Source organism: Hydrogenophaga sp. 2FB, assembly GCF_005503365.1.
GTDB lineage: Bacteria > Pseudomonadota > Gammaproteobacteria > Burkholderiales > Burkholderiaceae_C > Hydrogenophaga.
This window is the reverse complement of the sequence record NZ_SCML01000001.1, coordinates 50,684-75,298: the sequence shown is the minus strand read 5'-3', so window position 1 is coordinate 75,298 and position 24,615 is coordinate 50,684. Positions and strand designations below refer to the sequence as shown.

The following is a 24,615-nucleotide window of genomic DNA, read 5'->3' as shown; positions in this document are numbered from 1 at the left end:
TTTCAATCGCAGGACATTCCTGCCGTGGAGCGCAATCTAAAACCGGCCTTGTGTCATCGCAAGCGCCGTTTTTGCGCATATGTGTTCTCGTTTCGAGAACGGTTCTTCTTGTCTGAGACAACTTTTCAACCTGTCATCGACCACCATGAAAACCCGCACTGAAAAAGACACCTTCGGCCCGATCGACGTGCCGGCAGATCGCCTCTGGGGCGCGCAGACGCAGCGTTCGCTGCAGAACTTCGACATCTCCGGCGAGCGCCAGCCGCGCGAGATGATCCGCGCGCTGGCGCAGGTCAAGCGCGCGTCGGCCGTGGTCAACCACGCGCTGGGGCTGCAGGACGAGAAGAAGACGAAGGCCATCGTGGCGGCGGCCGACGAGGTGATCGCCGGTGACCACGAGGTCGAGTTCCCGCTGGTGGTCTGGCAGACCGGCTCGGGCACGCAGACCAACATGAACGTCAACGAGGTGCTGGCCAACCGCGCCAGCGAACTGCTCGGTGGCGAGCGTGGGGAAGGGCGCCTGGTGCACCCGAACGACGACGTGAACCGCAGCCAGTCGAGCAACGACGTGTTCCCCACCGCCATGCACGTGGCTGCGGTGGAGGCGATCACACGCCGGCTACTGCCGGCCATTGCGCTGCTGCGCGGCACGCTGGCCAAGAAGGCGCATGACTTCGACGACATCGTGAAGATCGGCCGCACCCATCTGCAGGACGCCACGCCGCTCACGCTGGGGCAGGAGTTCTCGGGTTGGGTCGCGCAATTGGCCCACGGCGAAGCGCATGTGCGCGCCGCATTGCCGCATCTGTGCGAACTCGCGCTGGGCGGCACGGCGGTCGGCACGGGCCTGAACGCGCCCAAGGGTTATGCGGAGCAGGTCGCGGCCGAACTGGCCCGGCTCACGGACTTGCCCTTCGTGACTGCGCCGAACAAATTCGAGGCCATGGCTTCGGTGGATGCGCTGGTGCACGCGCACGGCGCGCTCAAGACGCTGGCCGCCAGCATGATGAAGATCGCCAACGACGTGCGCTGGCTCGCCAGCGGCCCGCGCAGCGGCATCGGCGAACTCAGCATTCCCGAGAACGAACCGGGCTCGTCGATCATGCCCGGCAAGGTCAACCCGACGCAGAGCGAGGCCGTCACCATGCTGGCCGCGCAGGTGTTCGGCAACGACGTGGCGATCAACTTTGGCGGCGCCTCGGGCAACTTCGAACTCAACGTGTTCCGCCCGATGGTGTCGCACAACTTCCTGCAGAGCGTGCGCCTGCTGGCCGACGGCATGAAGAGCTTCAACGACCACTGCGCCGTGGGCATCGAACCCAACCGCGCGCGCATCACCGAGCTGGTGGAGCGTTCGCTGATGCTGGTGACCGCGCTGAACACGCACATCGGCTACGACAAGGCGGCGCAGATCGCGAAGAAGGCGCACAAGGAGGGCAGCACGCTGCGCGAAGCCGCGCTCGCATCGGGCCACGTGACGGGCGAGCAATTCGACGAATGGGTGGTGCCGGAGAAGATGACGGGTCGATAGGCCGAAGGCGGCGTGGCGTTGCCCGCTACCATCGGCGCCATGATCTCGCTACCCTGGGGCTCGTCTTTCAACGTTGAGCCGTTCACCAGCTTCACCCTGGCCATCCTGCTGCTCTTCATCGGCAAGGGCCTCACGCAACGGTACGGCTGGCTGCAGCGCTACAACATTCCCGAGGCGGTGGTGGGCGGCATGTTTTGCGCGCTGGTGGTGTGCGGCCTCCATGTCGCGTTCGACCTGCGCATCGTGTTCGAGCTGGGCGCGCGCGACATGCTGCTGCTGTATTTCTTCGCCGCCATTGGCCTGAACACCGAAGTGCGCACGCTGCGCGAAGGCGGCAGGCCCATGGTGGTGTTGCTGGCCCTGGCCATCGTGTTCATGCTGCTGCAGAACGGCCTGGGCATGGCGGTGGCCGAGGCGTTTGGCCTCGACCCGCGCGCGGGCCTCATGACCGGCTCGATCGCGCTCGTCGGCGGCCTCGGCACCACCGTGGCCTGGACGCCGTATTTCGTGGAGACGCTGGGCATTGCGAACGCCGGTGAACTCGGCGTGGCCGCCAGCATGCTCGGTATGGTCGCGGCTTGCCTGGTGGGCGGCCCCGTGGCGGCCTGGCTGATGCGGCGGCACGGCACCGTGCCGTCGGGCACGGCCGACGTGGAGGTCGGCACGCGCTACCAGGACGAGGACCACCTGCGGCTGGACTACCACGGCGTGCTGCTCGCGCTGCTCTGGCTCAACCTGGCGCTGCTGCTGGGCAGCGGCCTGAACAGTCTGGTGGCACTGACCGGGCTGAAACTGCCGGCGTTCGTGGGCTGCCTCATGGCGGGCATTGTTCTGCGCAATGTGGGGCAGTGGTTGAGACCGAACGGCGGCCGTTTGTGGAACTGGCCCCGCATGCGGCTGGGTGTGGCGCTGATGTCCGACATCAGCCTGGGCCTGTTCCTCACCATGGCGCTGATGGGCTTGCGTCTGTGGGAGCTGGGCCCGGTGCTGGGTTTCATGGCCACCGCGATGGCGCTGCAGGTGGCCCTGGCCGTGGCCTTCACCGCGTTCGTGGTGTTTCGCTGCATGGGGCGCAACTACGAAGCGGCGGTCGTCTGCGCGGGCTTTGGCGGTGTCGTGCTGGGCTCGACCGCAACGGCGATCGCCAACATGAGCGCCGTGGTGCGAACCCATGGCGCCGCGCCGCGCGCGTTCATCGTCGTGCCGCTGGTGTGCGGGTTCTTCATCGATCTGGTCAACGCGCTGGTGATCGGCCTGCTGGCGCGTTGAGTGGATCAACCGGGAGCTGGCTGTCCCGTTTCCAGTGGGAGTGGCAACGCAACCCAGACCGTGCGCAGGCGGCCAACAACGGTGGGCAGTGGGTCGCGTTCAAACGTGGCCGTGATCGCCAGCCGTATGGGTCTTGCAGCGTGCCCTGGCAAGCTCGCCACTGATGAAGATGCGTACCCCGGCATATCCGGCGTCTTTCCGAATCTCAGTCGCGACCACGGAGGCCGGGTCGAACACGATGCCGTCGTCGACCGTGAAGCGGGCGATGTCGCGGAAGGTCTGAACCACGGATGCCAGATCGCTGGCTCCGAAGCCGAGCAGGTCGGCGTCACGTGTGGCCCGGTGCGGCATGTCGTACCAGAGGGTGAACAGCAGCGCGCCCTTGAGCAGAAATCGGCATGCTCGGACTGGCTCAGGCGATACAGCATGCGCTCCAACGCGAAGCGCACCAGCAACTGATTGAAATCCACGCCCTGCGCCTTGGCCACATTGAGCAGGCGGGCGCGCACGGATGCTGCTGCACGGTTCATTCTGTGGCCTCCAGATAGGGGCGCATCACGTTGGCGACGCGGCCGATCTGGGCGTAGTGCCAAAGATCGTCCACAGTGGCTTTGCGCTGGGCGCGAACGTCTTTCAACGCTTCCAGTGCAACGTCCAGGCTATCTTGTTGCGATGCTTGAAGCAGTCCACGACCGTTTTCGCCACACCGTAAATCCGCAGCTTCACGCCATCGCGCAGATGTTCTTCGATACCGGCCGCATAGACATCGGCCACCATCTGCACCATCTTGATGGGCGGGTAGTCGATGCGGGGCGCGTGGCATGGCGATCCAGACATGGCGAGGGAGCTGGGTGGTGACTTCGTGAAACTGCAGGGCGGTCAGAAGACAGAACACGGCTTGCGGCGCCTTGGTGGCGACGCTTGCAAGACTCTCGAATTCGGAAGGCTGGGTGTCCGGCAGACGGTAGAGGCCGCGTCCGATTCTCTCCAGCAGGCCAGAAGCCGCGAGGCGCGTCAGGACGATGCGAGGTGCGCCGATCGCATCCAGATCGTTGGCACGGAGCAGTCCGTTCCGGCGAGCAAGATCCAGGATGCGCAGGGTATGGGTGTCTGCAGGCATGCCCAGGAGTGCGTTCCTTTATTTCGTTAAAAACAAGTTTTTGACGATAAATTGGAACATTCAAGCGACAACACGAGCGGACGTCGTTCGCGAAGGAACCACACGAAAGAGGCCGCGCGTCGCGGCCTCTTTCGTGAAGCGATCGGTGTCAGTGGCTGGCCGCCGCCAGCGCCTGGTCGATCCAGCCGTCGAACGTCTTCTGGTGCGCCTTGATCCAGGCATCGGTGTGGCGCTCGATGTCTTGCGGGCGGTTCTCGCCATCGCGCATGCGCCGGTTCTGCGCGCTGATGTCCGCGATCGGCAGTTCCATGATTTCGAACAGCTTCGCGGCGGCCGGGTGCTGCTCGACCCAGGCCTTGTTGGCCACGATGTATTCGTTGTTCAGCGGAAAGCCGTAGTCCCGCCCGTTGGCCAGTTGGGTGTTGGTGCCGGCCTGCACGCCCGGCATGGCCGAGAACGGCACTTGCAGCCAGACCACGTCCTGCCCGGTGCGCAGCACATTGCTGAGCCAGTACGGCGTCCAGGCGTAGAACAGCACGGGTTTGCCCTGTCTGAAGCGCGCGACCGTGTCGGCCATCAGCGCGGGATAGTTGCCCTGCGTGTAGCTCACGGTGTCGCGCAGCTTGAAGGTGGTCAGCTGGTGGTCGACCACGGCCTCGCCACCCCAGCCCGCGCCGGGGCCGACGAGATCGGCCTTGCCGTCACCGGTGGTGTCGAAGAGTTGCGCGAGCTGGGGGTCGGTGAGCTGGCTCAGGTGCGTGATGTTGTACTGGTCGGCGGTCTTCTTGTCGATCATGTAGCCCTGCACCGCGCCGCGCGCGTACACGCCCTTGCGCGAGAGCCTGTCGTCGCCGCCGGCGGTCTTGTAGAACTCGGCGTGGTGCGGGTTCCAGTGGTTGGCCATGAAGGTCGCGTCGCCGTTGGCAACGGCGAGGTAGGACATGGGGTACTCGACTTCCTTGATGGCTTGAACGTCGTAACCCAACCGCTTCAGCGCGCGCGTGACCAGCAGGGTCTGGAAGGTCTCTTCGCCCAGGTTGCTCTGCAGCGGCAACACAGGGACGCCCGTGCCGGGCAGATCGGTCGAGGCATGGGCGGCGGCCATGCCCAGGGCCAGCAGGCCGGTGACCAGGAGGGTGCGCGTGAGGTGTCGGGTGTTCGTCATCATCGTCATTCGGTCGAGATCTTTCTTTCTGTCAGGGGAAGGGTTGAAGGAGTGGAAGGGACCACCGGCGGTGTGGCCCCGCCGGTGGTGCACATGGCCGGTGGGCCTCAGCGTTTGGCGGCGGCCAGGGCTTGTGCGACCCAGCCGTCAAACGTCTTCTGGTGCGCCTTGATCCACGCATCGGTGTGGCGCTCCACGTCCTGGGGCTTGTTCTCACCATCGCGCATGCGCAGGTTCTGGGCGTTGATGTCGGACACCGGCAGCGACATCACCTCGAACAACCGGGCGGCAGCGGGGTTCTTCTCGGCGAACTGCTTGTTGGCCACGATGCGCTGCGTGTTGAGCACGAAGCCGTAGTTCTGGCCGTTGGGCAGTTTCGTGTCGAGCTTGGCCTGTTCGCCTGGCAACGACGAGAACGGCACTTGCAGCCACACCACTTCATGGCCCGGGCGCAGCACTCCGCTCACCCAATAGGGCGTCCAGGTGTAGTAGAGGATGGGCTTGCCCGCCTTCAGGCGCGTGATGGTGTCGGCGATCAGCGCGGCGTAGCTGCCCTGCACGTGCGTGACGGTGTCGCGCAGCTTGTAGGCGTTCAGGTGGTGTTCGATCACCGCCTCGCAACCCCAGCCGGGCGTGCAGCCCGCCAGGTCGGCCTTGCCGTCGCCGTTGTGGTCGAACAACCTGGCGATGGCCGGGTCCTTCAGCTGGTCCACGTGCGTGATCTTGTGGGCATCGGCCGTCTTCTTGTCGATGAGGTAGCCCTGCGCCGCGCCGGGCGAGTACGCGCCTTGTCGGTAGAGCTTGGCGTCGCCGCCCGCGTTCTTGTAGAAGTCCGCGTGCAGCGGGTCCCAATGGTCGGCCATGAAGGTGGCGTCGCCATTGGCGAGGGCCACGTGGGCCGTGGGGTACTCCACTTCCTTGATGGGCTGCACGTCGTAACCCAGCTTCGCCAGCGCGCGCGACACGAGCAGCGTCTGGAACGTCTCCTCGGCAATGGAACTTTGCAGCGGCTGCACCTTGACGCCTTGGCCGGGCAGGCTCTGCGCCGTGGCGGGGCCGTTGAGGGCCAGGGCCATGAGGCCGCCGCCGAGCAGGGATCGCCACAGGGTGTTGGTCGGGTGGAAGGTCATCGGTTTCCTTTCGATGGGGGGAGAAAAACCTGGGCGCAAACCGCTCAGGAGGTGGAAAGCGGTGGGGTGGGCAGGGTGGCAGGCGGCATGTCGCGCGCGGTCTGCGGAGCGGAGCGCAGCAGACGAACGACCAGGCCCGCGGGGCCCTTCTGCCACCAGTGGCGCGCGCCGCGGCCGGGGCGGCCCAAGGCCTGGGTGATGCGGTCCAGCGCAATCGCCAGCAGCACGATGCCCAGGCCACCGACGGTGGCCATGCCCATGTCGAGCCGGCCGATGCCGCGCAACACCATCTGCCCCAGGCCGCCGACCGCGATCATCGAGGCGATGACCACCATGGACAGCGAGAGCATGAGCGCCTGGTTGATGCCGGCCATGATGGACGGCATCGCCAGTGGCAGTTGCACCTTGGTCAGCATCTGCCACGGCGATGCGCCGTAGGCGCGCGCGGCTTCGATCAGGTCCGGCCGCACCTGGCGGATGCCCAGGTCGGTCAGGCGCACCAGCGGCGGCAGCGCGAACACGATGGTGACGATGACGCCCGGCACGTTGCCGATGCCGAACAGCATCACCACCGGCACGAGGTAGACGAAGGCCGGTGTGGTCTGCATGGCGTCGAGCAGCGGGCGCATCAGGCGCTGCGTGCGGTCGCTGCTGGCCAGCAAGATGCCCAGTGGCAGGCCGATGGCGATGCAGAACACCAGCGAGGTCAGCACCAGCGAGAGCGTGACCATGGCTTCGGGCCAGATGCCGAGCATGGCGACGAGCAGCAGCGAGATCACCGTGCCGACGGCGATGGCGCGGCCGGCAAACTGCCAGGCCAGCAGACCCATCAGCGCCACCATGGCCAGCGTGGGCACGCTTTGCAGCAGCTGTTCCACGCTGGTGAGGGTGGTGTCGATCGGCGCGCGCACGGTCTGGAAGAACGGGCGGAAATGGCTCACGGTCCAGTCGAGGCCGTCGTTGATCCAGCGCTCGATGGGCATGGAGCCGTCCCAGAGCTGGCTGATGCGAAAGCCCTCGCCCAGTGTGTCGGTGGAGGTGGCCGCGTTGCTCATGTCAAGCCAGTTGTCGCTGACCGCGGCCGCGCCCGGGTCGCTCCATGCGTCGCCCGTGTCGGCTGCGGTGGTGGTCGTGCCCATCCACGGATCGGACATGTCGATGGGGGTGGCGGTCGGTGTGGTGGTGTCGATGTCGTTCATCAAGTCGTTCCTTTCCATGTCGGTCAGACCGCGGCGCGGTCGAGAAACTTCAGCAAGGTGTTCTTGCTGATGGCGCCGCAATAGCGGCCGGTGGCATCCACCACGGGCAGCGGGTAGGACGCCTGCGCGGCCTGGCCGAAGAGGTCGGCCACGGGGTGGGCCGCGTGGACCACCTGCACGTCGGGGAGGTAGGCGCGCGACAGACCCAGCGGGCCTTCGTGGTCCTGCAACGCGTTGCGCAGCGAGTCCGCCGAGACCACACCGAGGTAACGTTGCTCGGGGCTGACGACATAGGCCCAGTCGCGGTCCTTGTCCTCCAGCTGCTTGAGCGCGGCGCGCGCGCCCCGGTTCGGGTGTTCGGACACGACCACCTGCGTCTGCCGGGCAATGTCGCCGGCCTTGAACACGGCCGCGGCATCCACCCCACGCACGAAGTTGCGCACGTAGTCATCGGCCGGCTGGCGCAGGATGTCTTCGGGTGTGCCGACCTGCACCACCTGGCCGTCTTTCATGATGGCGATGCGGTCGCCAATGCGCATGGCCTCGTCGAGATCGTGCGAAATGAAGACGATGGTGCGGCGCTTGACCTGCTGCAGGCGCACCAGCTCGCTCTGCATCTCGGTGCGGATGATGGGGTCCAGCGCCGAGAAGGCCTCGTCCATGAGCAGGATCGAGGGGTCGGACGCCAGCGCGCGCGCCAGGCCCACGCGCTGCTGCATGCCACCGGACAACTCATCGGGGTAGCTGTCACCCCAGCCGGCCAGACCCACCTGTTCCAGCGCCTGATCGGCCTGCGCCAGGCGCTCATCGGGCTTGACGCCGGCGAGCTCCAGACCGAAGGCGGTGTTGTCGCGCACCGTCATGTGCGGCATCAGGGCGAACGACTGGAACACCATGCTGATGTCTTTGCGCCGCAGGCGCCGCAAGTCAGCGTCCGACAGGTCGTTGATGTTCTGGCCATCGACCAGGATGCGCCCGGCCGTGGGCTCGATCAGCCGGTTGAGCAGGCGCACGAGGGTCGATTTGCCCGAGCCGGACAAGCCCATGATGACGAAGATCTCGCCGGCCTCGATCTCGAAATCGGCGTCGAACACGCCGATGGACTGACCGGTCTCGGCCAGGATTTCCTGTTTTGTGCGTCCTTCGCGGACACGTTTCAACGCGAGATCGGGTTGATCTCCGAACACCTTGAAAACGTGTTCGATGCGGATGTGTTTGGCCATGAGCGTGCTGCCTCCTGTGCGAGTTGACAAGGCACCGCAGACGGTCATGAAGAAGCAGGGGCACGCGCGTGCCGGCCGGGTCAACAAGACCGCAGACAGACACTGACAGCGACGAATCGGCACACCCAGCGCCTGCCATCACACAGGCCCATGCAGCGGGCCCGGTCTAGGGGGCTGGCACGGGGCGAGGAGTGATGCGGCGTCGAGGCCGGAAGACCGGCCATTTGAAGTCTCTGTGCCGCGACGGGATGCGAGGGCGATCCGCGAGTAGCACATGAGCACCACCGGCCGTAGGCGCGGTGGCTGAGGTGTCATTATAACTTTTGCACATGGATGACCCTGTGCAAGCGCTCAATAGACCCTAAAGAAGGTCCAGAGGCGCGGTCTCAGTGGGCGTCGGTGGCGGGGTGCGCCATGAGCCGATCGGTCATCGCGATGGCCATCGCGCTGAGCAGGAATACCACGTGGATGATGGTCTGCCACATCAGCACCTTCTCGTCGTAGTTGGCGGCGTTGATGAAGGTCTTGAGCAGGTGGATGGAGCTGATGCCGATGATGGCCGTGGCCAGCTTCACCTTGAGCACCGAGGCATTCACGTGGCTCAACCACTCGGGCTGGTCGGGATGGCTCTCCAGGTTCATGCGGCTGACGAAGGTTTCGTAGCCACCGATGATCACCATGATCAACAGGTTGGAGATCATGACCACGTCGATCAGCGCCAGCACCACCAGCATGATCACCGTCTCGTTCAGGCCGGTGAGCACCACGTCGCTCTTGTAGCCGATGCTGCTGATCAGCTTCTGCAGGGCCACCTCGCTGCCAAATGCGGCTTCGATCAGGTGGACCAGCTCGACCCAGAAATGGAACACGTAGATGGTTTGCGCTGCGATCAACCCGATGTAGAGCGGCAGCTGCAGCCAGCGGCTGGCAAAGATCAGGTTGGGCAATGCGCGGATGGCGGGAGGCGGTTTGACGGGGTTTGTCATGGGGTAGGGTGGGTGCGTAGGCCCCGACCGGTCGGCCGGATTGCTGCCGCATTTTAGGGGGAGCGCCGCTGGTATCCTCGGGTTTTTGCCTATTCCCATCGCCCCGCGTAAGTGGCCCGTAAGAGGCCGTGCGCACAGTCGCCAACCAATCCGTTCCCACAACATCCGAGGAGACTTCTCATGTCAGCGATCGAATCCACCCTGGTTGAAAACCGCGTCTTCGAGCCATCGCCGGCCACCGTGAAAGCGGCCCGCGTCTCGGGCATGGCGGCCTACAACGCGCTGTGCGCCGAAGCGGACAAGGATTTCGAAGGCTTCTGGGCGCGGCTGGCGCGCGAAACCCTGGTGTGGAGCAAGCCCTTCACCAAGACGCTGGACAGCTCCAAGGCGCCGTTCTTCAAGTGGTTCGAGGACGGCGAACTCAACGCCTCCTACAACTGCCTCGACCGCCACATGGGCACGCCGGTCGAAAACAAGACCGCCATCATCTTTGAAGCCGACGACGGCGCGGTGACCAAGGTCACCTACAGGGAATTGCTGAACAAGGTCTCGCAGTTCGCCAACTCGCTGAAGGCACGCGGCGTGAAGAAGGGCGACCGGGTTGTCATCTACATGCCGATGACGGTCGAGGGCGTGGTGGCCATGCAGGCCTGCGCGCGCATCGGCGCCACGCACAGCGTGGTGTTCGGCGGCTTCTCCGCCAAGGCGCTGCAAGAGCGCATCCAGGACGCGGGCGCTGTCGCCGTGATCACCGCCAACTACCAGTTGCGCGGCGGCAAGGAGCTGCCGCTCAAGGCCATCGTGGACGAAGGCATCGGCATGGGTGGCTGCGACACGATCAAGGACGTGATCGTGTTCCAGCGCACACCCACCGCCTGCAACATGGTCGCGGGACGCGACACCTTCATGCACGAGGCCATGGCCAGCCAGTCGACCGACTGCCCGGCCGAAATGGTGAGCGCCGAACATCCGCTGTTCGTGCTCTACACCTCGGGCTCCACCGGCAAGCCCAAGGGCGTGCAGCACAGCACCGGTGGTTACCTGCTGTGGGCCCACCTGACGATGAACTGGACCTTCGACCTGCGGCCCGAAGACATCTTCTGGTGCACGGCCGACATCGGCTGGGTGACCGGCCACACCTACGTGGCCTACGGCCCGCTGGCCGCCGGCGCCACGCAGGTCGTGTTCGAAGGCGTGCCCACGTACCCGAACGCCGGGCGCTTCTGGCAGACGATCGAGAAGCACAAGGTCACGATCTTCTACACCGCGCCCACGGCGATCCGTTCGCTCATCAAGGCGTCGGAGGGCGATGAGAAAGTGCACCCGGCGCGCTCCGATCTTTCCAGCCTGCGCCTGCTGGGTTCGGTGGGCGAGCCCATCAATCCCGAAGCCTGGATGTGGTACTACAAGAACGTGGGCGGCGAACGCTGCCCCATCGTGGACACCTTCTGGCAGACCGAAACCGGCGGCCACATGATCACGCCGCTGCCCGGCGCCACGCCGCTCGTGCCGGGTTCGTGCACGCTGCCGCTACCGGGCATCACGGCCGCCATCGTCGATGAAGCGGGCAACGACGTGCCCAATGGCTCGGGTGGCATCCTGGTCGTGAAGAAGCCCTGGCCCGCGATGATCCGCACCATCTGGGGCGACCCGGAGCGCTTCAAGAAGAGCTACTTCCCCGACGAGCTCAAGGGCTACTACCTGGCGGGTGACGGCGCGGTGCGCAGCGCCGACCGCGGTTACTTCCGCATCACCGGCCGCATCGACGACGTGCTCAACGTCTCGGGCCACCGCATGGGCACGATGGAGATCGAATCGGCGCTGGTCGGCAAGACCGATCTCGTGGCCGAAGCGGCCGTGGTGGGCCGTCCGGACGACCTGACCGGCGAAGCCATCGTGGCCTTCGTGGTGCTCAAGCGTTCGCGCCCCACGGGCGACGAGGCCAAGGCGATTGCGAAGCAGCTGCGCGACTGGGTGGGCAAGGAAATCGGCCCGATCGCCAAGCCCAAGGACATCCGCTTCGGCGACAACCTGCCCAAGACCCGCAGCGGCAAGATCATGCGCCGCCTGCTGCGCTCGATCGCCAAGGGCGAGGCGATCACGCAGGACACGTCGACGCTTGAGAATCCGGCGATCCTGGATCAGTTGTCGGAGAACAACTGACACCGTGACGGTATCCAACTTTTCTCCTGTAGAAAAGTCCGAAGTCTCTCGTTGACGCCCGCCGGCGCGCTTCCTAGGATGCGCGGCAAACCTGCCATTTGAGCGGGCTCAACGGAGACAAGATGAAAGAACCTCTCGGCCGCCGCGGCGCTCTGCTCGCCTGCTGCGCCTTCGCCGCGTCCCTCGCTTGCGGGACTGCCTACGCGCAGCAGGACTTCCCGAACCGCAACGTCACCCTGGTGGTGGGCTACGCCGCCGGCGGCGCGATCGACCAGTCGGCCCGGCTCGTGGGCCAGGCGCTCGCCGCCAAATGGGGCCAGTCGGTCGTCGTGGAGAACCGCGCTGGCGCCAACGGCACCATCGCCGCCGCGGCGGTCGCCAGCGCCAAGCCCGATGGCTACACGCTGCTGGTCACCGCGACCAGCCACACGCTCAACAAGTTCGTGGTCAAGGGTCTGCGTTACGACGTGGAGAAGTCCTTCGCGCCCATCGCGCTGACGGTGGACGTGCCCAACGTGCTGGTGGTGAATGCCGCGTCGCCATACCAGAACGTGGGCCAGTTGGTCGCGGCCCTGCGCGCGAAGAAGAAGGAATTCACCTACGCATCGCAGGGCGTTGGTGGCATTCCACACCTGGCCGGCGAGATGTTCAAGCTGCGCACCGCCACCGAGATGGTCCACGTGCCGTACAAGGGCGCGGCGCAAGGCATGACGGATCTGGTCGGCGGTGTGGTCGACATGTCGTTCCCGTCGCCCGGCTCCATCACCGCTTTCGTGTCGGGCGGCAAGCTGCGCCCGCTCGCGGTCACGTCGAACCAGCGCTTTCCTTACCTGAAGGACGTGCCCACGTTCGCCGAAGCCGGCATCCCCGACTTCACCATCGGCACCTGGCACGGCGTGCTCGCGCCGGTCGGCACACCGCCCGCGATCGTGGCGAAGATCAACGCCGACATCAACGCGATCATCCAGACACCCGAGTTCCAGAACGCGCTGGTGGCGCAGGGCAACGTGGCGGCGCAACCCGTGACGCCGGCGCAGTTCACCGCCAAGCTGTCCAGCGAACTCAAGGCCTTCGAGGCGGTGGCGGCGAAGATCGATCTGAGCGCGAACTGAGTCGCGCCAGGCTCAGGCGCGCAACACGGCCAGCACGTTCTCCGTGGAGGCCACGCCCATCTTCACGTACGCGTCGGACGTGACCCCGCCAATGTGCGGGCTGAGGACGATGCGCTCGTGCCCCTGGAACGGGTGCCCGCCCGCCATGGGTTCGTCGGCGAAGCTGTCGAGGCCCGCCGACGACACCTGGCCGGACTGGATGGCGTCGAGCAGGGCGGCTTCATCGATCAGACCGCCACGCGCGGTGTTCACGACGATGACGCCGCGCTTGCAACGCGCCAGCGTGTCGCGGTTGATCAGGCCGCGGTTGTCCTCGGTCAGCGGGCAGTGCAGGGAGATGGCATCGGCCTCGCGCCAGACCGTGTCCAGATCGTTCACCACCTCGATGCCGGGCGGCACATCGCGCGCGTAAGGGTCGTACCCCAACACGCGCATGTCCATCGCCAGCGCCATGCGCGCAAAACGTTGTCCGATGGCGCCCAGGCCCACGAGACCGATGGTGCGGCCGGCGAGTTCCACGCTCTTGTGCGAGGCCTTGTCCCAATGGCCCGCGTGCATGCGGGTGTTCAGGTGCGGCACGGATTTGGCGCAGGCCAGCAGCAGCGCCAGCGCCTGTTCCGCGACCGCGGCCGCGTTCGCACCCACGGCGGCGCGCACCTCGATGTGGCGCGCCTGGGCCGCCACCTTGTCGATCGTGTCGGTGCCGCTGCCGTGTTTGGAGATCACGCGCAAGGCCGGCGCGGCGTCCATGGCCTGCGCACCGATCTTGCCGTAGCGCACGATGATGGCTTCGGGGTTGTGCGTCTTGCACAAGCGCGCGATGTCGTCGTCCGAGGGCGACTTGCCGGCGTAGACGACATCGAAGTCGCGCAGCAGGGCGAGCGCCTGCGGCGCCAGGTCTGCTGCCGTCACCAGCAGCGCGGGCCGCTCTGAATGGACCGCAGCACTCACAGCTGTTCTCCGGCCTGGAGCACGCCGGCGGCACGCAGCGCCGCGTCGAGCCATTTGGCGGTGGTGTCGCCTTGCTGAATCGCGGCGATGCGCGCGGCTTCGTCCTTCACCTTCTTGTCGGCCAGCGGCAATAGCGAGGCCAGCTTTTTACGTTCGACGACCACCACGCCATCGGCATCGCCGAGCACGAGGTCGCCCGAGCGAACCACCACGCCGCCCACCGAGACGGGATGGCCAATGCGACCCGGCACGAGCTTGGTCGGCCCGTTCGGGTTGGTGCCGACGCTGAACACCGGGAAACCCATGTCCTCGATCTCGAGCGAGTCGCGCACCGCGCCATCCACCACCACGCCAGCGATGCCCAGCTTCTGGCACGCGGTCATCATGATGGTGCCCATGAGAGCGGCCGTCTGATCGGCCTTGCCGTCGATCACCAGCACGTCACCGGGTTGGGCCAACATCATGGCCGCGTGGATCATGAGGTTGTCGCCGGGGCGCACGTCCACGGTGAGGGCGGTGCCCACCACTTTCATGTTGGGGCGCAGCGCCGCGATGCGGCCGTGCAAGGCGCCGCGGCGACCGGCGACGTCGGCCAGGATCGCGGCCTGGAACGCGCCGGCTTGTTGCACGAGTTCGGGAGAGGCGCGCTCGAAGTCGCGCAGGATGTCTGGGGATTTCACGGAGGTTCCTGGGGTTGCGGGGTTCAGTCGAGCTTGGCGCCAGAGTCCTTGACGACCTTGCCCCAGCGGGCCATTTCGTCGCGCACCAGCTGGCCGAACTGCTCGGGCGTGCTGCCCTTCACGTCGGCACCTTGTTCGCTCAGTTGTTTCTGCAGCGCGGGCGTCTGCAGCGCCTTGTTGATCTCGGTGTTCAGCCGCGCGGTGATGTCCTTGGGCAGGTTCGCCGGGCCGAGCACGCCGAACCAGGTGACGGCCTCGAAATCCTTGTAGCCCGACTCGGCAATGGTCGGCGTCTGGGGCAGGTCGTCCACGCGCTTGAGCGAGGTCACGGCCAGCGCGCGCATCTTGCCGTTCTTGATGTGGCCGATCAGCGTGGGGATGGACGACACATAGACCTCCACCCGCTCGCTCATCACGTCGTTGATGCCTTGGGCCGCGCCCTTGTACGGGATGTGCAGCAGCTTGATGCCGGCTTCGCGCTGGAACAGCTCCATCGCCAGGTGCGCGACGGTGCCGTTGCCCGAGGTCGCGAAATTGAGCGAACCGGGGTTGGCCTTGGCCCCTGCGATCAGGTCGGCCAGCGTGCGGTACTTCGAGTTCGTGGCGACCACCAGGGCCAGCGGCGCGCTGGCGACCAGCGAGATGGGCGTCAGGTCCTTGGCGGGGTCGTAGGGCAGCTTGCTGTACAGCGTCGGGTTGATGGCCAGGTTGCTGGTTTGCCCGAGCACCAGGTTGTAGCCATCGGCGGGCGACTTCGCGACGCTGTCGATGCCGATGTTGCCGCCCGAGCCCGGCCGGTTGTCCACCACGATGTTCCACCTGGTCGCGTCGGTCATCTTCTGGGTGACCTCGCGGCCGATCAGGTCGGTGCCGCCGCCGGCGGGAAACGGCACGACAAAACGGATCGGGCGGTTGGGCCAGGCCTGTGCGCTGACGCTGCTCGCGAAAGTGGTGGCGAGCGCGAGGCCCAGAAGAAGGCGGCGGGGAATGTTCACGGTGCGTGTCTCCAGTTCGTTTGTGCAGCGGGCAGATTCGCTGTGGGTCGCACTGTATTCATTCGTTGCGCTGGCTACAATGCCGTTTCGTACGGTGAACCATGGTGCAAGATGCGAAATTCGTCCGAAGGCGATGAAGAGGCACAAGGCGGCGGCGTCACCGCCGTCACGCGGGCGCTGTCGCTCATGGAGGCGTTTCAAGCCGGCGAGTCCACGCTGTCACTCGCCGAACTGAGCCGCCGCACCGGCATCCACAAGACCACCGTGCTGCGGTTGGCGCGCACCTTGTCGATGTCGAACTACATGGTCCAGGAAGACAACGGCCAATGGCGGCTGGGCCCTGCCACCGGGTGGCTGGGGGCGCGGTACCAGCGCGGCTTTGACGTGAACTTCGTGGTCGAACCCGTGCTGCGCGAACTGGTCACGCTGACGGGCGAAAGCGCGTCCTTCTATGTCCGGGAAGGGCCCATCCGCGCCTGCATCTCACGCGTGGAAGGTCCGCACTCGGTGCGCCACCACGTGCGCATCGGGGAGCGGCTTCCGCTCGACAGAGGGGCGCCGGGGCGCGTGATCCTGGCGTTCAGCGGCGAGCGCGGCGAACCGTACGAAGAGATCCGCAAGCGGGGCTACCACCTGTCGCTGGGAGAGCGGGAAGCGGAGGTGTCCAGTGTGGCGGCGCCGGTGTTCGGGCTGAGCTGGCGGCTGCTCGGCTCCATGTGCATTTCGGGCCCGAGTTCCCGGCTGCCGAAAACCAAACTGGCCAAGTACGCCAGGCACGTCATCCGTGCGGCCAACGAACTGTCCTACGCGTTGGCGGGGAGCCGTTCCGCGAACACCCCGCCGGTGGTGTCGAACTGGCATCCCTGACCGTTGGCGGCCACCGACTTGACCCTGACCAGACGTTCTGCGACAACCAAAGGCCTCAGCGCCCTGTTCCCGGAGGCCCGATGGTTCAACAAGCAGACGTTCTCGTGGTCGGTGCGGGCCCCACCGGCCTTGTGCTGGCGCTGTGGCTGACGCAGCAGGGTGTGTCGGTCCGCATCATCGACAAGAGCACCGGGCCGGGCGAAACCTCGCGGGCCATGGCGGTGCAGGCCAGAACGCTGGAGCTCTACCGCCAACTGGGCATCGCCGACGAGGCGGTCGCGGCAGGCCATCCCAATCTCACGATCAACCTCTGGGCGAAAGGCCAACACCGCGCGCGCCTGGTGCTGGGCGATGCGGGGGCCGATATCACGCCGTATCCCTACGTCCTGGTCCATCCGCAAGACCAGCACGAGCGCCTGCTCATCCGCCGGCTGGAAACGCTGGGCGTCGCGGTGGAGCGGCAAACAGAACTCATTGATTTTGAAGACGTCGGCGACCGGGTGCAGGCGCGCCTGCGCATGCCGGACGGGAGCGAACAGGTGTGCGCGGCCCGCTACCTCGGCGGCTGCGACGGTGCGAGCTCGACCATTCGGCATCGCATGGGCGCGGGCTTCGAAGGAGGCACCTACAAGCAGGTGTTCTACGTCGCCGACGTTCGCTTGAGCGGGCTGGAGCCGGCAGATGAAGCGCACATCGCCCTCGACAGTGCCGACTTCGTCGTGGTCTTTCCCTATGGCAATGGGCTGGTCCGCCTGATCGGCACGGTGCAGGACGAACGCGCGGACCGTGCCGAAACCCTGACCTTCGACGACGTGGACCAGCAGGCGATCGAAGGCCTGGGCCTGAAGGTGGAGGCGTTGAACTGGTTTTCGACCTACCGCGTGCACCACCGTGTCACCGACCATTTCCGCAAGGACCGCGCCTTTCTGCTCGGCGACGCGGCCCACGTGCACAGTCCCGCGGGCGGGCAGGGCATGAACACCGGCATCGCCGATGCGATCAACCTGGCCTGGAAGCTGGCCGCGGTGTTGAAGGGGCGCGCGCCGGACGCCTTGCTCGACAGCTACGAACAGGAGCGCAAGGCGTTTGCCCACAAGCTGGTGGAGACCACCGACCGGATATTCACCTTCGTGACGGCGGACAGCAGCTTCGCGGATTTCGTGCGCATCCGCATCGCGCCGCTCTTGGCCAGCGTGGCCTACAAGATGGAGAGCGTGCGCGAAACCCTGTTCCGCATGATTTCGCAGACCACGTTGAACTACCACGGCAGCATGTTGAGCGAGGGCAGAGCGGGCAGCGTGCAGGGCGGAGACCGGCTTCCCTGGGTGTCGGCGCCCGGCCTGGACAACCACGGTTCGCTGAGAGCGATCGCGTGGCAGGTGCATGTGTACGGCGATGCCTCGCCCGAGATGAAGGCCTGGTGCGCGCGGCAAGGCCTGGCGTTGCACGTGTTCCCCTGGCGGGCTGAACATGAGGCGGTGGGCTTCGCGCGCGACGCCGCGTACCTGCTGCGACCCGACACCTATGTGGCATTGGCCGACCCGAGCGGGTCGCCCGGTGTGTTGCAGAGCTACTTCGACAGCCGCAGCCAGTCGCCGTAGCCGAGGCTCCCTGAAGCCCGCGCACAAAAAAGCCCGCTGGATTCCAGCGGGCTTCCTCTGGCGCGAGAGGCCTTACTTCTGGTTCAGCACCCAGGCCGCCAGCTTCTTGGCATCGGCTTCGCTGACCTGCGGGTTCGCGGGCATCGGGATCGCGCCCCAGACGCCGGAGCCGCCCTTCATGATCTTGACGGCCAGCGCGTCGACGGCCTTGGCGTCGCTGCCGTACTTCTTGGCCACGTCCTTGTACGACGGGCCCACGAGTTTCTTGTCCACCGCATGGCAGGCCATGCAGTTCTTGCTCTTGGCCAGGGCTTCGTCGGCCATCGCGGGCGCTGCCAGCGTGGTCATGGCAGCCATAATCAGGAGAGCACGTTTCATGGGTTGTCCTTCTGTTGGATCTCGAAAGGGAGATCGTGCGGTGGATTTTATCGAGCCAAGGGTCCTTCGAAACGAACGCTTACAGTTGCTTGCCCGCTTCACGGGGCCTTTACCGGAGTTTGTGATGTATTTGCTGATCGCCGGCGTTGTGCTGTTGCTTTTGAAGTACCTGGAGTTCGGCATCGTGGCCGATTGGTCCTGGTGGGTGGTCCTCACGCCCTTCGCGCTGGCCGTGGCCTGGTGGGCCTGGGCCGACACCACCGGCTACACCAAGCGCAAGGCGATGGAGAAGATGGACCAGAAGAAGCAGGACCGCATCGACAAACAGCGCGAGAACCTGGGCATCAAGACCAAGCGGCGCTCGCGCTGAGACTTCGGATCAGTAGTTGTCGAGCACGGCGCCCTTGCTGGCGCTGGACGCATTGAACGCGAACTTGGCCTGCACGCCGCGCGTGTAGCGCGGTGCCGGCGCGGTCCAGCCCTCGCGGCGCCTGGCGATTTCCGCTTCGGGCACGTGGAGTTCGAGCAGCAATTTGTGGGCGTCGATGGTGATGGAGTCACCCTCGTTGACGAACGCAATCGTGCCGCCTGCGGCGGCTTCGGGCGCCACGTGGCCCACCACCATGCCCCAGGTGCCGCCGCTGAAGCGGCCATCGGTGATCAGGCCCACGCTCTCGCCCAGGCCCGCGCCAATCAGCGCGCCGGTGGGCGCCAGCATCTCGGGCATGCCGGGGCCACCCTTGGGGCCGAGGTAACGCAGCACCATCACGTCGCCGGCCTTGATCTTGCCGTCCAGAATGGCTTGCAGGGCCGACTGCTCGTCGTCGAACACGCGCGCCGGGCCGGTGATCACGGGGTTCTTCAACCCGGTGATCTTGGCCACCGCGCCTTCGGGTGAGAGGTTGCCCTTCAGGATGGCCAGGTGGCCTTCCGCGTACATCGGCTTGTCGATCGGGCGGATCACGTCCTGGTCCGCGCGCGGCGCGTCGGGCAAATCCTTCAACACCTCGGCGATCGTCTGGCCGGTGATGGTGAGGCAGTCGCCGTGCAGCAGGCCGGCCTTGAGCAACACCTTCATGACCTGCGGAATGCCGCCGGCCTTGTGCAGGTCGACCGCGAGGTACTTGCCCGAGGGCTTGAGATCGCACAGCACCGGCGTTTGCTTGCGGATGCGCTCAAAATCGTCGATGGACCATTCCACGTCGGCCGCGTGCGCGATCGCCAGGAAGTGCAGCACCGCGTTGGTGGAGCCACCGGTGGCCATGATCACCGCGACGGCGTTTTCCAGCGCCTTCTTGGTCACGATGTCGCGCGGCTTGATGTCTTTCTTGATCGCCTCGATCAAGACCTTGGCCGATTCCTTGGCCGAGTTCTGCTTCTCGTCGTGCGGGTTGGCCATGGTGCTCGAATAGGCCAGGCTCAGGCCCAACGCCTCGAAAGAGGAGGACATGGTGTTGGCCGTGTACATGCCGCCGCAGGAGCCGGTGCCGGGAATGGCGCGCATCTCGATCTCGCGCAGGTCTTCGTCGCTCAGGTTGCCGGCGGCGTTCTGGCCCACGGCCTCGAACACGCTGACGATGTTCAGGTCTTCACCCTTGTAGCGGCCCGGCAGGATGGTGCCGCCATACACATAGATGGCGGGCACGTTGGCGCGCAGCATGCCCATCATGCCGCCGGGCATGTTCTTGTCGCAGCCGCCGACGACCACCACACCGTCCATCCACTGGCCCTGCACGCAGGTCTCGATGCAGTCCGAAATCACCTCGCGGCTCACCAGCGAGTACTTCATGCCTTCGGTGCCCATGGCCATGCCGTCGGAGATGGTAGGCGTGCCGAAGATCTGCGCGTTGCCGCCCGCTTCCTCGATGCCGGCCACGGCTGCGTCGGCCAGCTTCTGCAGGCCGCTGTTGCAGGGGGTGATGGTGCTGTGCCCGTTGGCCACGCCGACCATGGGCTTCTTGAAGTCGCTTTCCTCGTAGCCCATGGCGTAGTACATGGAGCGGTTGGGTGCGCGCGACTTGCCTTGCGTGATGTTGGCGCTGCGGCTGTTGATGGGCTTGATGGAGATGGTTTTGCTGTCTGCCATGGGTGTCTCTTCGTGGGGGATGAAGGGCCGGACGTCGCCGGTCTGTCACTGTCGGCCGCCAGTATGCGTCAGGTGGGAAGCGGTTTCCAATTGGTTTGGAGGCTTCCAGTAATATGCATGGCATATGAATGAGGCCGTGAAAACCTTGCGCATTGAATTGCGCCAATGGCGCCAGTTCGCCGCGCTGGCCGAAGAACTGCACTTCGGCCGTGCGGCCGCGCGCCTGCACATGACGCAGCCACCGCTCACGCAGGCCATTGCCGGGCTGGAGCAGGCACTGGGTGTGCGCCTGTTCGACCGCACCAAGCGCAGCGTGCAGCTCACGCCCGCAGGCGTGGCCTTGTTGCCGGAGGTGCGCGACGTGCTGAACCGCGCGCAGGGGTTGCCCGAACTGGCGCGCGCCGCCGCCGCGGGGGAAATGGGGCGCTTGCGGCTGGCCTTCGTGTCCACTGTGGGTTTCGAGTTGCTGCCACGTTGGGTGCGCGCCTTTCGCCAGCGCTGGCCGCAGGTGGCGCTGGAGCTGATCGAGGCCACGGGCGACGTGCAACTGGAGTTGCTGGCGCGCGGCGAGGTCGACGCGGGCATGGTGCTGCACTCGCCCGGTTTCCTGGCGCCGGGCCTGTCGCACGCGCGCATTGCCAGCGAGCCTTTCGTGGTGGCGCTGCCCGAATCGCACCCGCTGGCCGAGAAGAGCCATCCGGGGTTGGTGGCGCTGCTCAACGAGCCGCTGGTGATCTTTCCGCGGCGCATCCTGCCCACGCTGCACGACGCCATCTTCGCGCTGTACAACGCCGCGGGCAGGGCGCCTCGGGTGGCGCAAGAGGCGATCCAGATGCAGACCATCGTCAACCTGGTGTCGGCCGGTCTGGGCGTGGCCTGGGTGCCGCAAAGCGTGCGGCAGTTTCAGCGCCCGGGCGTGGTCTACCGCAGCCCTCGGCCCGCGCGTGGGCAGGCGTTGCCGGCGTGCGAAACCAGCCTGGTCTGGCGTTCGGATGCGGTCAGCCCGGCACTGGCCCACTTTGTCGAGTTCGCCGAGTGGGCACCTCCGAAGTCAGGCTGAGCCGTTCCGCTCCCGCCCGGGAGCAGGCGCTGGTGTTCGCCATCCGTGCAAGTCGTGTCTGACCAGCTCGGCAAAGCGCTGCGATGCGGCGGACATCGGAAACTTGCGGCGCAACAGCACAACGTCGCGGTGCAATACCGGCGCCCGCAAGGGCACCACCGCGATCATGGCCTCCGCGCTTTCGACGACCGCTGCGCTGGGAAGAATCGCCACGCCGCTGCCACCCGCCACCAAGGCCACCGCCGTTGACAGGTGCTCCACCTGGTACGTCCATGCGAGGTTGATCGCCTGGTCTTGAACCAGGCCGTCGATCAACGCCCGGTTGGCGCTCAGCGTGCCGATGCTGATCAGCGACTCGCCGCTGAGCTGGCGCCATGTCACGCTGGCGCGTCGTGCCATGGCGTGACCGGCGGGGCACACGACGACCATCCGCTCGGTGAACAGTTTGTCGGCATCGAGCCTGTGGTGGGTCGCGCCCGGGACGGTGATGGCAAAGTCGATTTCGCCGTTCAACACGGCTTCGCGTATCTCGGTGGCAGAGCGGTCAAAGAGCTGGATGCGCACCTGGGGATGGTCGTGCGTGTAGGCGCGCAACAGCGCCGGCATGAAAAGGGCGGCAAGCGTGGGCAGGCAGCCGACCTTGACGGTTCCCGACGGCCGCGCGTCGCCTGTGCGCAGATCGTCCAGCGAAGCCGCCAGATCCTGGACCACGCGGCGCGCCTTGGGCAGGAAATCGGCGCCCTCCTGTGTGAGCGCCACGGTCCGCGTGGTTCGGTTCACCAGCCGGATACCCAGGCCGTCTTCCAGCTTCTTCAGTCGCCGCCCGAGCGCCGACTCGGACAGGTGCAGATGATTGGCCGCGGAGCGGAAGCTGCTGAGTTCGGCGATCGACACAAAAGCCTGTACACCGAGGATGTCGAGTCGGTTTGTCATGTTTTCATTATCGCGTTTTGTGCGTTTATTACTGTTGATAAATGCGCTTCACGCAAAACAAGTCCGACCGCAGAATTCGGCGCATGACACACACGGAGACTTTGCAGAACGAGCCGTCCTTCTCGGAATGGGTTGGCCGGCGCCAGCAGACAGATGACGTTGTCGGGTTGAATGCGACCCGGCGACTGGCCGCGCTGCTCGACAAGCCGAGTGCCGCCAAAGTCGGCGATCGCATCCCCGGGTATTGGTATCAGATCCTGTTCTCCCCCTGTGAGCTGCAGTCGGCGCTGGCCGCCGACGGACATCCGGCGAAGGGCGACTTCCTGCCACCCATCCCGCTTCCGCGTCGGATGTTCGCCGGACGCCAGGTGCGTTTCGTCAACGACCTGCACGTGGGTGACGCCGTCACGCGCACCAGTGCGATCCACCGCATCGTTCCCAAGAACGGTCGCAGCGGGGCCATGTGTTTCGTCACCGTGCGGCACGAGATTCGCAACGTTGCCGGCCTGGTGCTGATCGAAGAAGACCAGGACATCGTGTACCGCGGACCTGCGGGCGACAGCCCGGCCGTTGCCGCCGCAGCCGCCCCCGAGCCGCCGATGGCGGAATTCGAGGCGTGCTACCAGCCCGACGCCACCTTGCTGTTTCGCTATTCGGCCATCACGTTCAATGCACACCGCATCCACTACGACCTGCCTTACGCACGCGACGTCGAGGGCTACCCCGGCCTGGTGGTCAACGGAGGCCTGACGACGATGAAGCTGTGGGACGCTGTGGCAGACCGTACCGGCCGCGCCATTGCCGCATCGCGCTCGCGCAACCTGAAGCCGTTGTTCGCCGATCGCACGGTGACGCTGCGCATGGCGCACACCGGACCCGATCGGGTACTGGCCTGGGCGCTCGATGCCGATGGCGCGCTCGCCATGCGCGTCGAGATCGATCTGGGGGCGGCATCGTGAGCGGCGGTCCGCTCGAGGGCATCCGGGTGATCGACCTGAGTTCGGTCGTCGTCGGCCCGGTGGCCACGCAGTTCCTTGCCGACTATGGCGCGGATGTCATCAAGGTCGAGCCGCCCGAGGGCGATTTGCTGCGCAAGCTCGGCGGCAGCTCTCCGTCAGGGGACCTGTCGGCGAAGTTCCTGCATTTCAACCGGAACAAGCGCTCGGTGGTGCTCGACCTCAAGACCGAGCCTGCACGCGAGGCACTGCGCGGCCTGTGCTCGAAGGCGGACGTGGTGGTGGTGAACATGCGCGGTGGCGCGCTTGAGCGCGCGGGCCTGAGCGCAGAGGCCCTGCGCGCGGACCACCCGCGGCTCATCCATTGCTGGCTCGCCGGTTTCGGCCAAAGCGGCCGGTACGCGGACAAGCCCGCGTACGACACGATCATCCAGGGCGCCAGCGGCGTCTCGGGCGCCATGGAGCGGTTGCATGGCGAGCCCTGTTACGCACCCGTGCTGATGGCCGACCACACCGTCGGACTCATTGCCGTGCAGATGATCCTGATGGCCTTGTACCGCCGCGAGAAGACCGGGTTGGGCGATGCGATCCAGGTGCCCATGTTCGAGAACATGGCAGCGTTCATGCTCACGGAGCACATGGCGCTGCGCAGCTTCGATCCGCCGCTGGGCGGCACGGGTGATCCCCGCATCCTCGATCCCCGGAACCGGCCACTACCGACCCGCGACGGCCACATCTGCCTGTCCGCCAACACCGACGCGCAGACGTTTGCGTTCTTCGACGCCATCGGAAAGCCCGAAATGAAGGCCGACCCACGCTTCTGCTCCGTGGCCGCGCGCTTCGAGAACGTGCAGGCGTACTTCGAGTTCAGGTTGGGCGCATTGCGCGAGCGCACAACGGCGGAGTGGTTGGACATCTTCGACCGCGCCAGCGTGCCCGCCATGCCGTACCACACGCTCGAGACGCTGCTCGACGACCCGCACCTTCGCGACGTCGGTCTGCTGGAGCGCGTGGCGCACCCGAGCGAGGGGGCGATCTGGAACATCGGCTTGCCCAATCGGCTGGCTTCCGGCGCGAGGCACGACTACCTGCCGCCGCCCAGACGGGGCGAGCACACCCATGAGGTTCTTGCGCAAGCCGGTCTCGACGCGGATGCCATCGCACGGCTGTGCACGTTGAATCGGCTGGACGCCAGCGACAGGAACTGACC

At 66.0% G+C, this 24,615-nt stretch carries 21 protein-coding genes and 2 pseudogenes; 10 read left to right on the top strand and 13 right to left on the bottom strand.

All coding sequences use genetic code 11. The features are described 5' to 3' along the window. Positions 1-145 precede the first annotated feature (145 nt). Entirely contained in the window at positions 146-1,531 is a 1,386-nt protein-coding gene (fumC, locus tag FFS09_RS00405) for a class II fumarate hydratase (protein WP_137916888.1), read from the top strand. Between the two features lie 39 nt (positions 1,532-1,570). Continuing rightward, a complete protein-coding gene (gene gltS, locus FFS09_RS00400) occupies positions 1,571-2,800 on the top strand; it encodes a sodium/glutamate symporter (RefSeq protein WP_137916887.1) in 1,230 nt (409 codons plus the stop codon). Positions 2,801-2,929: 129 nt separating this feature from the next. On the opposite strand, the pseudogene FFS09_RS00395 reads toward gltS, so the two are convergent. The 7 genes and pseudogenes from FFS09_RS00395 to FFS09_RS00365 all read right to left on the bottom strand — a co-directional run. Continuing rightward, positions 2,930-3,330 (bottom strand): annotated as a pseudogene (locus tag FFS09_RS00395) (nucleotidyl transferase AbiEii/AbiGii toxin family protein); the annotation flags it as partial. Then, positions 3,327-3,920, bottom strand: a pseudogene (locus FFS09_RS00390) (type IV toxin-antitoxin system AbiEi family antitoxin domain-containing protein). The pseudogenes FFS09_RS00395 and FFS09_RS00390, both read right to left, overlap by 4 nt. 148 nt (positions 3,921-4,068) lie before the next feature. Then, positions 4,069-5,094: a glycine betaine/L-proline ABC transporter substrate-binding protein ProX gene (gene proX / locus FFS09_RS00385; protein ID WP_171019801.1), complete on the bottom strand. Its 1,026-nt coding sequence runs from the start codon at positions 5,092-5,094 to the stop codon at positions 4,069-4,071. A 98-nt stretch (positions 5,095-5,192) separates the two neighbouring features. After that, the gene (gene proX, locus FFS09_RS00380) at positions 5,193-6,161 is read right to left on the bottom strand and encodes a glycine betaine/L-proline ABC transporter substrate-binding protein ProX (protein WP_252374183.1); all 969 of its coding nucleotides are present in this window, start codon (positions 6,159-6,161) and stop codon (positions 5,193-5,195) included. A gap of 98 nt (positions 6,162-6,259) precedes the next feature. Continuing rightward, positions 6,260-7,414, bottom strand: a complete 1,155-nt coding sequence (proW, locus tag FFS09_RS00375; RefSeq protein ID WP_252374176.1) for a glycine betaine/L-proline ABC transporter permease ProW — start codon at positions 7,412-7,414, stop codon at positions 6,260-6,262. A gap of 23 nt (positions 7,415-7,437) precedes the next feature. Next, on the bottom strand, positions 7,438-8,637 hold the full coding sequence (gene proV / locus FFS09_RS00370) for a glycine betaine/L-proline ABC transporter ATP-binding protein ProV (RefSeq protein WP_137916884.1): 1,200 nt from the start codon (positions 8,635-8,637) through the stop codon (positions 7,438-7,440). A gap of 386 nt (positions 8,638-9,023) precedes the next feature. Next, positions 9,024-9,623 carry a TIGR00645 family protein gene (locus tag FFS09_RS00365; RefSeq protein ID WP_137916883.1) on the bottom strand — a complete coding sequence of 200 codons (600 nt, stop codon included), beginning with the start codon at positions 9,621-9,623 and terminating at the stop codon, positions 9,024-9,026. A 180-nt stretch (positions 9,624-9,803) separates the two neighbouring features. On the opposite strand from FFS09_RS00365, the gene acs reads away from it, so the two are divergent. Next, on the top strand, positions 9,804-11,786 hold the full coding sequence (acs, locus tag FFS09_RS00360; protein WP_137916882.1) for an acetate--CoA ligase: 1,983 nt from the start codon (positions 9,804-9,806) through the stop codon (positions 11,784-11,786). Positions 11,787-11,908: 122 nt separating this feature from the next. Beyond that, positions 11,909-12,898, top strand: a complete 990-nt coding sequence (locus FFS09_RS00355) for a Bug family tripartite tricarboxylate transporter substrate binding protein (RefSeq protein ID WP_137916881.1) — start codon at positions 11,909-11,911, stop codon at positions 12,896-12,898. A 12-nt stretch (positions 12,899-12,910) separates the two neighbouring features. Here the strand turns inward: FFS09_RS00355 and FFS09_RS00350 are convergent, their stop codons facing one another. Genes FFS09_RS00350 through FFS09_RS00340 form a run of 3 tightly spaced genes read right to left on the bottom strand, consistent with a single transcriptional unit; the run spans position 12,911 to position 15,524 of the window. Continuing rightward, positions 12,911-13,849 (bottom strand): NAD(P)-dependent oxidoreductase, encoded by a 939-nt coding sequence (locus FFS09_RS00350; protein WP_252374175.1) that lies wholly within the window; start codon positions 13,847-13,849, stop codon positions 12,911-12,913. Beyond that, a complete protein-coding gene (locus tag FFS09_RS00345) occupies positions 13,846-14,529 on the bottom strand; it encodes an RraA family protein (protein WP_137916879.1) in 684 nt (227 codons plus the stop codon). The genes FFS09_RS00350 and FFS09_RS00345 overlap by 4 nt, the downstream gene beginning before the upstream one ends. A 23-nt stretch (positions 14,530-14,552) precedes the next feature. After that, positions 14,553-15,524 carry a Bug family tripartite tricarboxylate transporter substrate binding protein gene (locus FFS09_RS00340; RefSeq protein ID WP_502703702.1) on the bottom strand — a complete coding sequence of 324 codons (972 nt, stop codon included), beginning with the start codon at positions 15,522-15,524 and terminating at the stop codon, positions 14,553-14,555. Between the two features lie 111 nt (positions 15,525-15,635). On the opposite strand from FFS09_RS00340, the gene FFS09_RS00335 reads away from it, so the two are divergent. Together FFS09_RS00335 and FFS09_RS00330 are read left to right on the top strand one after the other, a co-directional pair. After that, positions 15,636-16,391, top strand: coding sequence for an IclR family transcriptional regulator (locus FFS09_RS00335; RefSeq protein WP_137916878.1), 756 nt, complete (start codon positions 15,636-15,638; stop codon positions 16,389-16,391). An 80-nt stretch (positions 16,392-16,471) separates the two neighbouring features. Continuing rightward, on the top strand, positions 16,472-17,992 hold the full coding sequence (locus FFS09_RS00330) for an FAD-dependent oxidoreductase (RefSeq protein ID WP_137916877.1): 1,521 nt from the start codon (positions 16,472-16,474) through the stop codon (positions 17,990-17,992). A gap of 72 nt (positions 17,993-18,064) precedes the next feature. On the opposite strand, the gene FFS09_RS00325 is transcribed toward FFS09_RS00330, so the two are convergent. After that, complete coding sequence (locus FFS09_RS00325) at positions 18,065-18,370, bottom strand: c-type cytochrome (protein ID WP_137916876.1); 306 nt, start codon at positions 18,368-18,370, stop codon at positions 18,065-18,067. A gap of 124 nt (positions 18,371-18,494) precedes the next feature. Here FFS09_RS00325 and FFS09_RS00320 point away from each other — a divergent pair, with 124 nt between their 5' ends. Further along, entirely contained in the window at positions 18,495-18,740 is a 246-nt protein-coding gene (locus tag FFS09_RS00320) for a TIGR04438 family Trp-rich protein (RefSeq protein ID WP_137916875.1), read from the top strand. Between the two features lie 9 nt (positions 18,741-18,749). Here the strand turns inward: FFS09_RS00320 and ilvD are convergent, their stop codons facing one another. Continuing rightward, entirely contained in the window at positions 18,750-20,456 is a 1,707-nt protein-coding gene (ilvD, locus tag FFS09_RS00315; protein ID WP_137916874.1) for a dihydroxy-acid dehydratase, read from the bottom strand. 124 nt (positions 20,457-20,580) lie between these two features. Here ilvD and FFS09_RS00310 point away from each other — a divergent pair, with 124 nt between their 5' ends. After that, the gene (locus tag FFS09_RS00310; RefSeq protein ID WP_171019800.1) at positions 20,581-21,516 is read left to right on the top strand and encodes a LysR family transcriptional regulator; all 936 of its coding nucleotides are present in this window, start codon (positions 20,581-20,583) and stop codon (positions 21,514-21,516) included. Here the strand turns inward: FFS09_RS00310 and FFS09_RS00305 are convergent. Beyond that, positions 21,508-22,449: a LysR family transcriptional regulator gene (locus FFS09_RS00305; RefSeq protein WP_137916872.1), complete on the bottom strand. Its 942-nt coding sequence runs from the start codon at positions 22,447-22,449 to the stop codon at positions 21,508-21,510. The two genes, FFS09_RS00310 and FFS09_RS00305, sit on opposite strands and share 9 nt — an antisense overlap. 41 nt (positions 22,450-22,490) lie before the next feature. Between FFS09_RS00305 and FFS09_RS00300 the strand changes: the two genes are divergently transcribed. Beyond that, the gene (locus FFS09_RS00300; RefSeq protein WP_137916871.1) at positions 22,491-23,408 is read left to right on the top strand and encodes an HTD2 family dehydratase; all 918 of its coding nucleotides are present in this window, start codon (positions 22,491-22,493) and stop codon (positions 23,406-23,408) included. Then, positions 23,405-24,613, top strand: a complete 1,209-nt coding sequence (locus FFS09_RS00295) for a CaiB/BaiF CoA transferase family protein (RefSeq protein ID WP_137916870.1) — start codon at positions 23,405-23,407, stop codon at positions 24,611-24,613. Before FFS09_RS00300 ends, FFS09_RS00295 begins: the two co-directional genes overlap by 4 nt. Positions 24,614-24,615: the final 2 nt, after the last annotated feature.

Coding starts and splice junctions, on each gene's coding strand:
- FFS09_RS00365 (WP_137916883.1), bottom strand. CDS start 9,623: ATGACAAACCCCGTCAAACCGCCTCCCGCCATCCGCGCATTGCCCAAC.
- fumC (WP_137916888.1), top strand. CDS start 146: ATGAAAACCCGCACTGAAAAAGACACCTTCGGCCCGATCGACGTGCCG.
- proX (WP_171019801.1), bottom strand. CDS start 5,094: ATGACGATGATGACGAACACCCGACACCTCACGCGCACCCTCCTGGTC.
- FFS09_RS00300 (WP_137916871.1), top strand. CDS start 22,491: ATGCGCTTCACGCAAAACAAGTCCGACCGCAGAATTCGGCGCATGACA.
- proW (WP_252374176.1), bottom strand. CDS start 7,414: ATGAACGACATCGACACCACCACACCGACCGCCACCCCCATCGACATG.
- FFS09_RS00310 (WP_171019800.1), top strand. CDS start 20,581: ATGAATGAGGCCGTGAAAACCTTGCGCATTGAATTGCGCCAATGGCGC.
- FFS09_RS00305 (WP_137916872.1), bottom strand. CDS start 22,449: ATGACAAACCGACTCGACATCCTCGGTGTACAGGCTTTTGTGTCGATC.
- FFS09_RS00355 (WP_137916881.1), top strand. CDS start 11,909: ATGAAAGAACCTCTCGGCCGCCGCGGCGCTCTGCTCGCCTGCTGCGCC.
- FFS09_RS00335 (WP_137916878.1), top strand. CDS start 15,636: ATGCGAAATTCGTCCGAAGGCGATGAAGAGGCACAAGGCGGCGGCGTC.
- gltS (WP_137916887.1), top strand. CDS start 1,571: ATGATCTCGCTACCCTGGGGCTCGTCTTTCAACGTTGAGCCGTTCACC.
- FFS09_RS00320 (WP_137916875.1), top strand. CDS start 18,495: ATGTATTTGCTGATCGCCGGCGTTGTGCTGTTGCTTTTGAAGTACCTG.
- ilvD (WP_137916874.1), bottom strand. CDS start 20,456: ATGGCAGACAGCAAAACCATCTCCATCAAGCCCATCAACAGCCGCAGC.
- acs (WP_137916882.1), top strand. CDS start 9,804: ATGTCAGCGATCGAATCCACCCTGGTTGAAAACCGCGTCTTCGAGCCA.
- proX (WP_252374183.1), bottom strand. CDS start 6,161: ATGGCCCTGGCCCTCAACGGCCCCGCCACGGCGCAGAGCCTGCCCGGC.
- proV (WP_137916884.1), bottom strand. CDS start 8,637: ATGGCCAAACACATCCGCATCGAACACGTTTTCAAGGTGTTCGGAGAT.
- FFS09_RS00325 (WP_137916876.1), bottom strand. CDS start 18,370: ATGAAACGTGCTCTCCTGATTATGGCTGCCATGACCACGCTGGCAGCG.
- FFS09_RS00330 (WP_137916877.1), top strand. CDS start 16,472: ATGGTTCAACAAGCAGACGTTCTCGTGGTCGGTGCGGGCCCCACCGGC.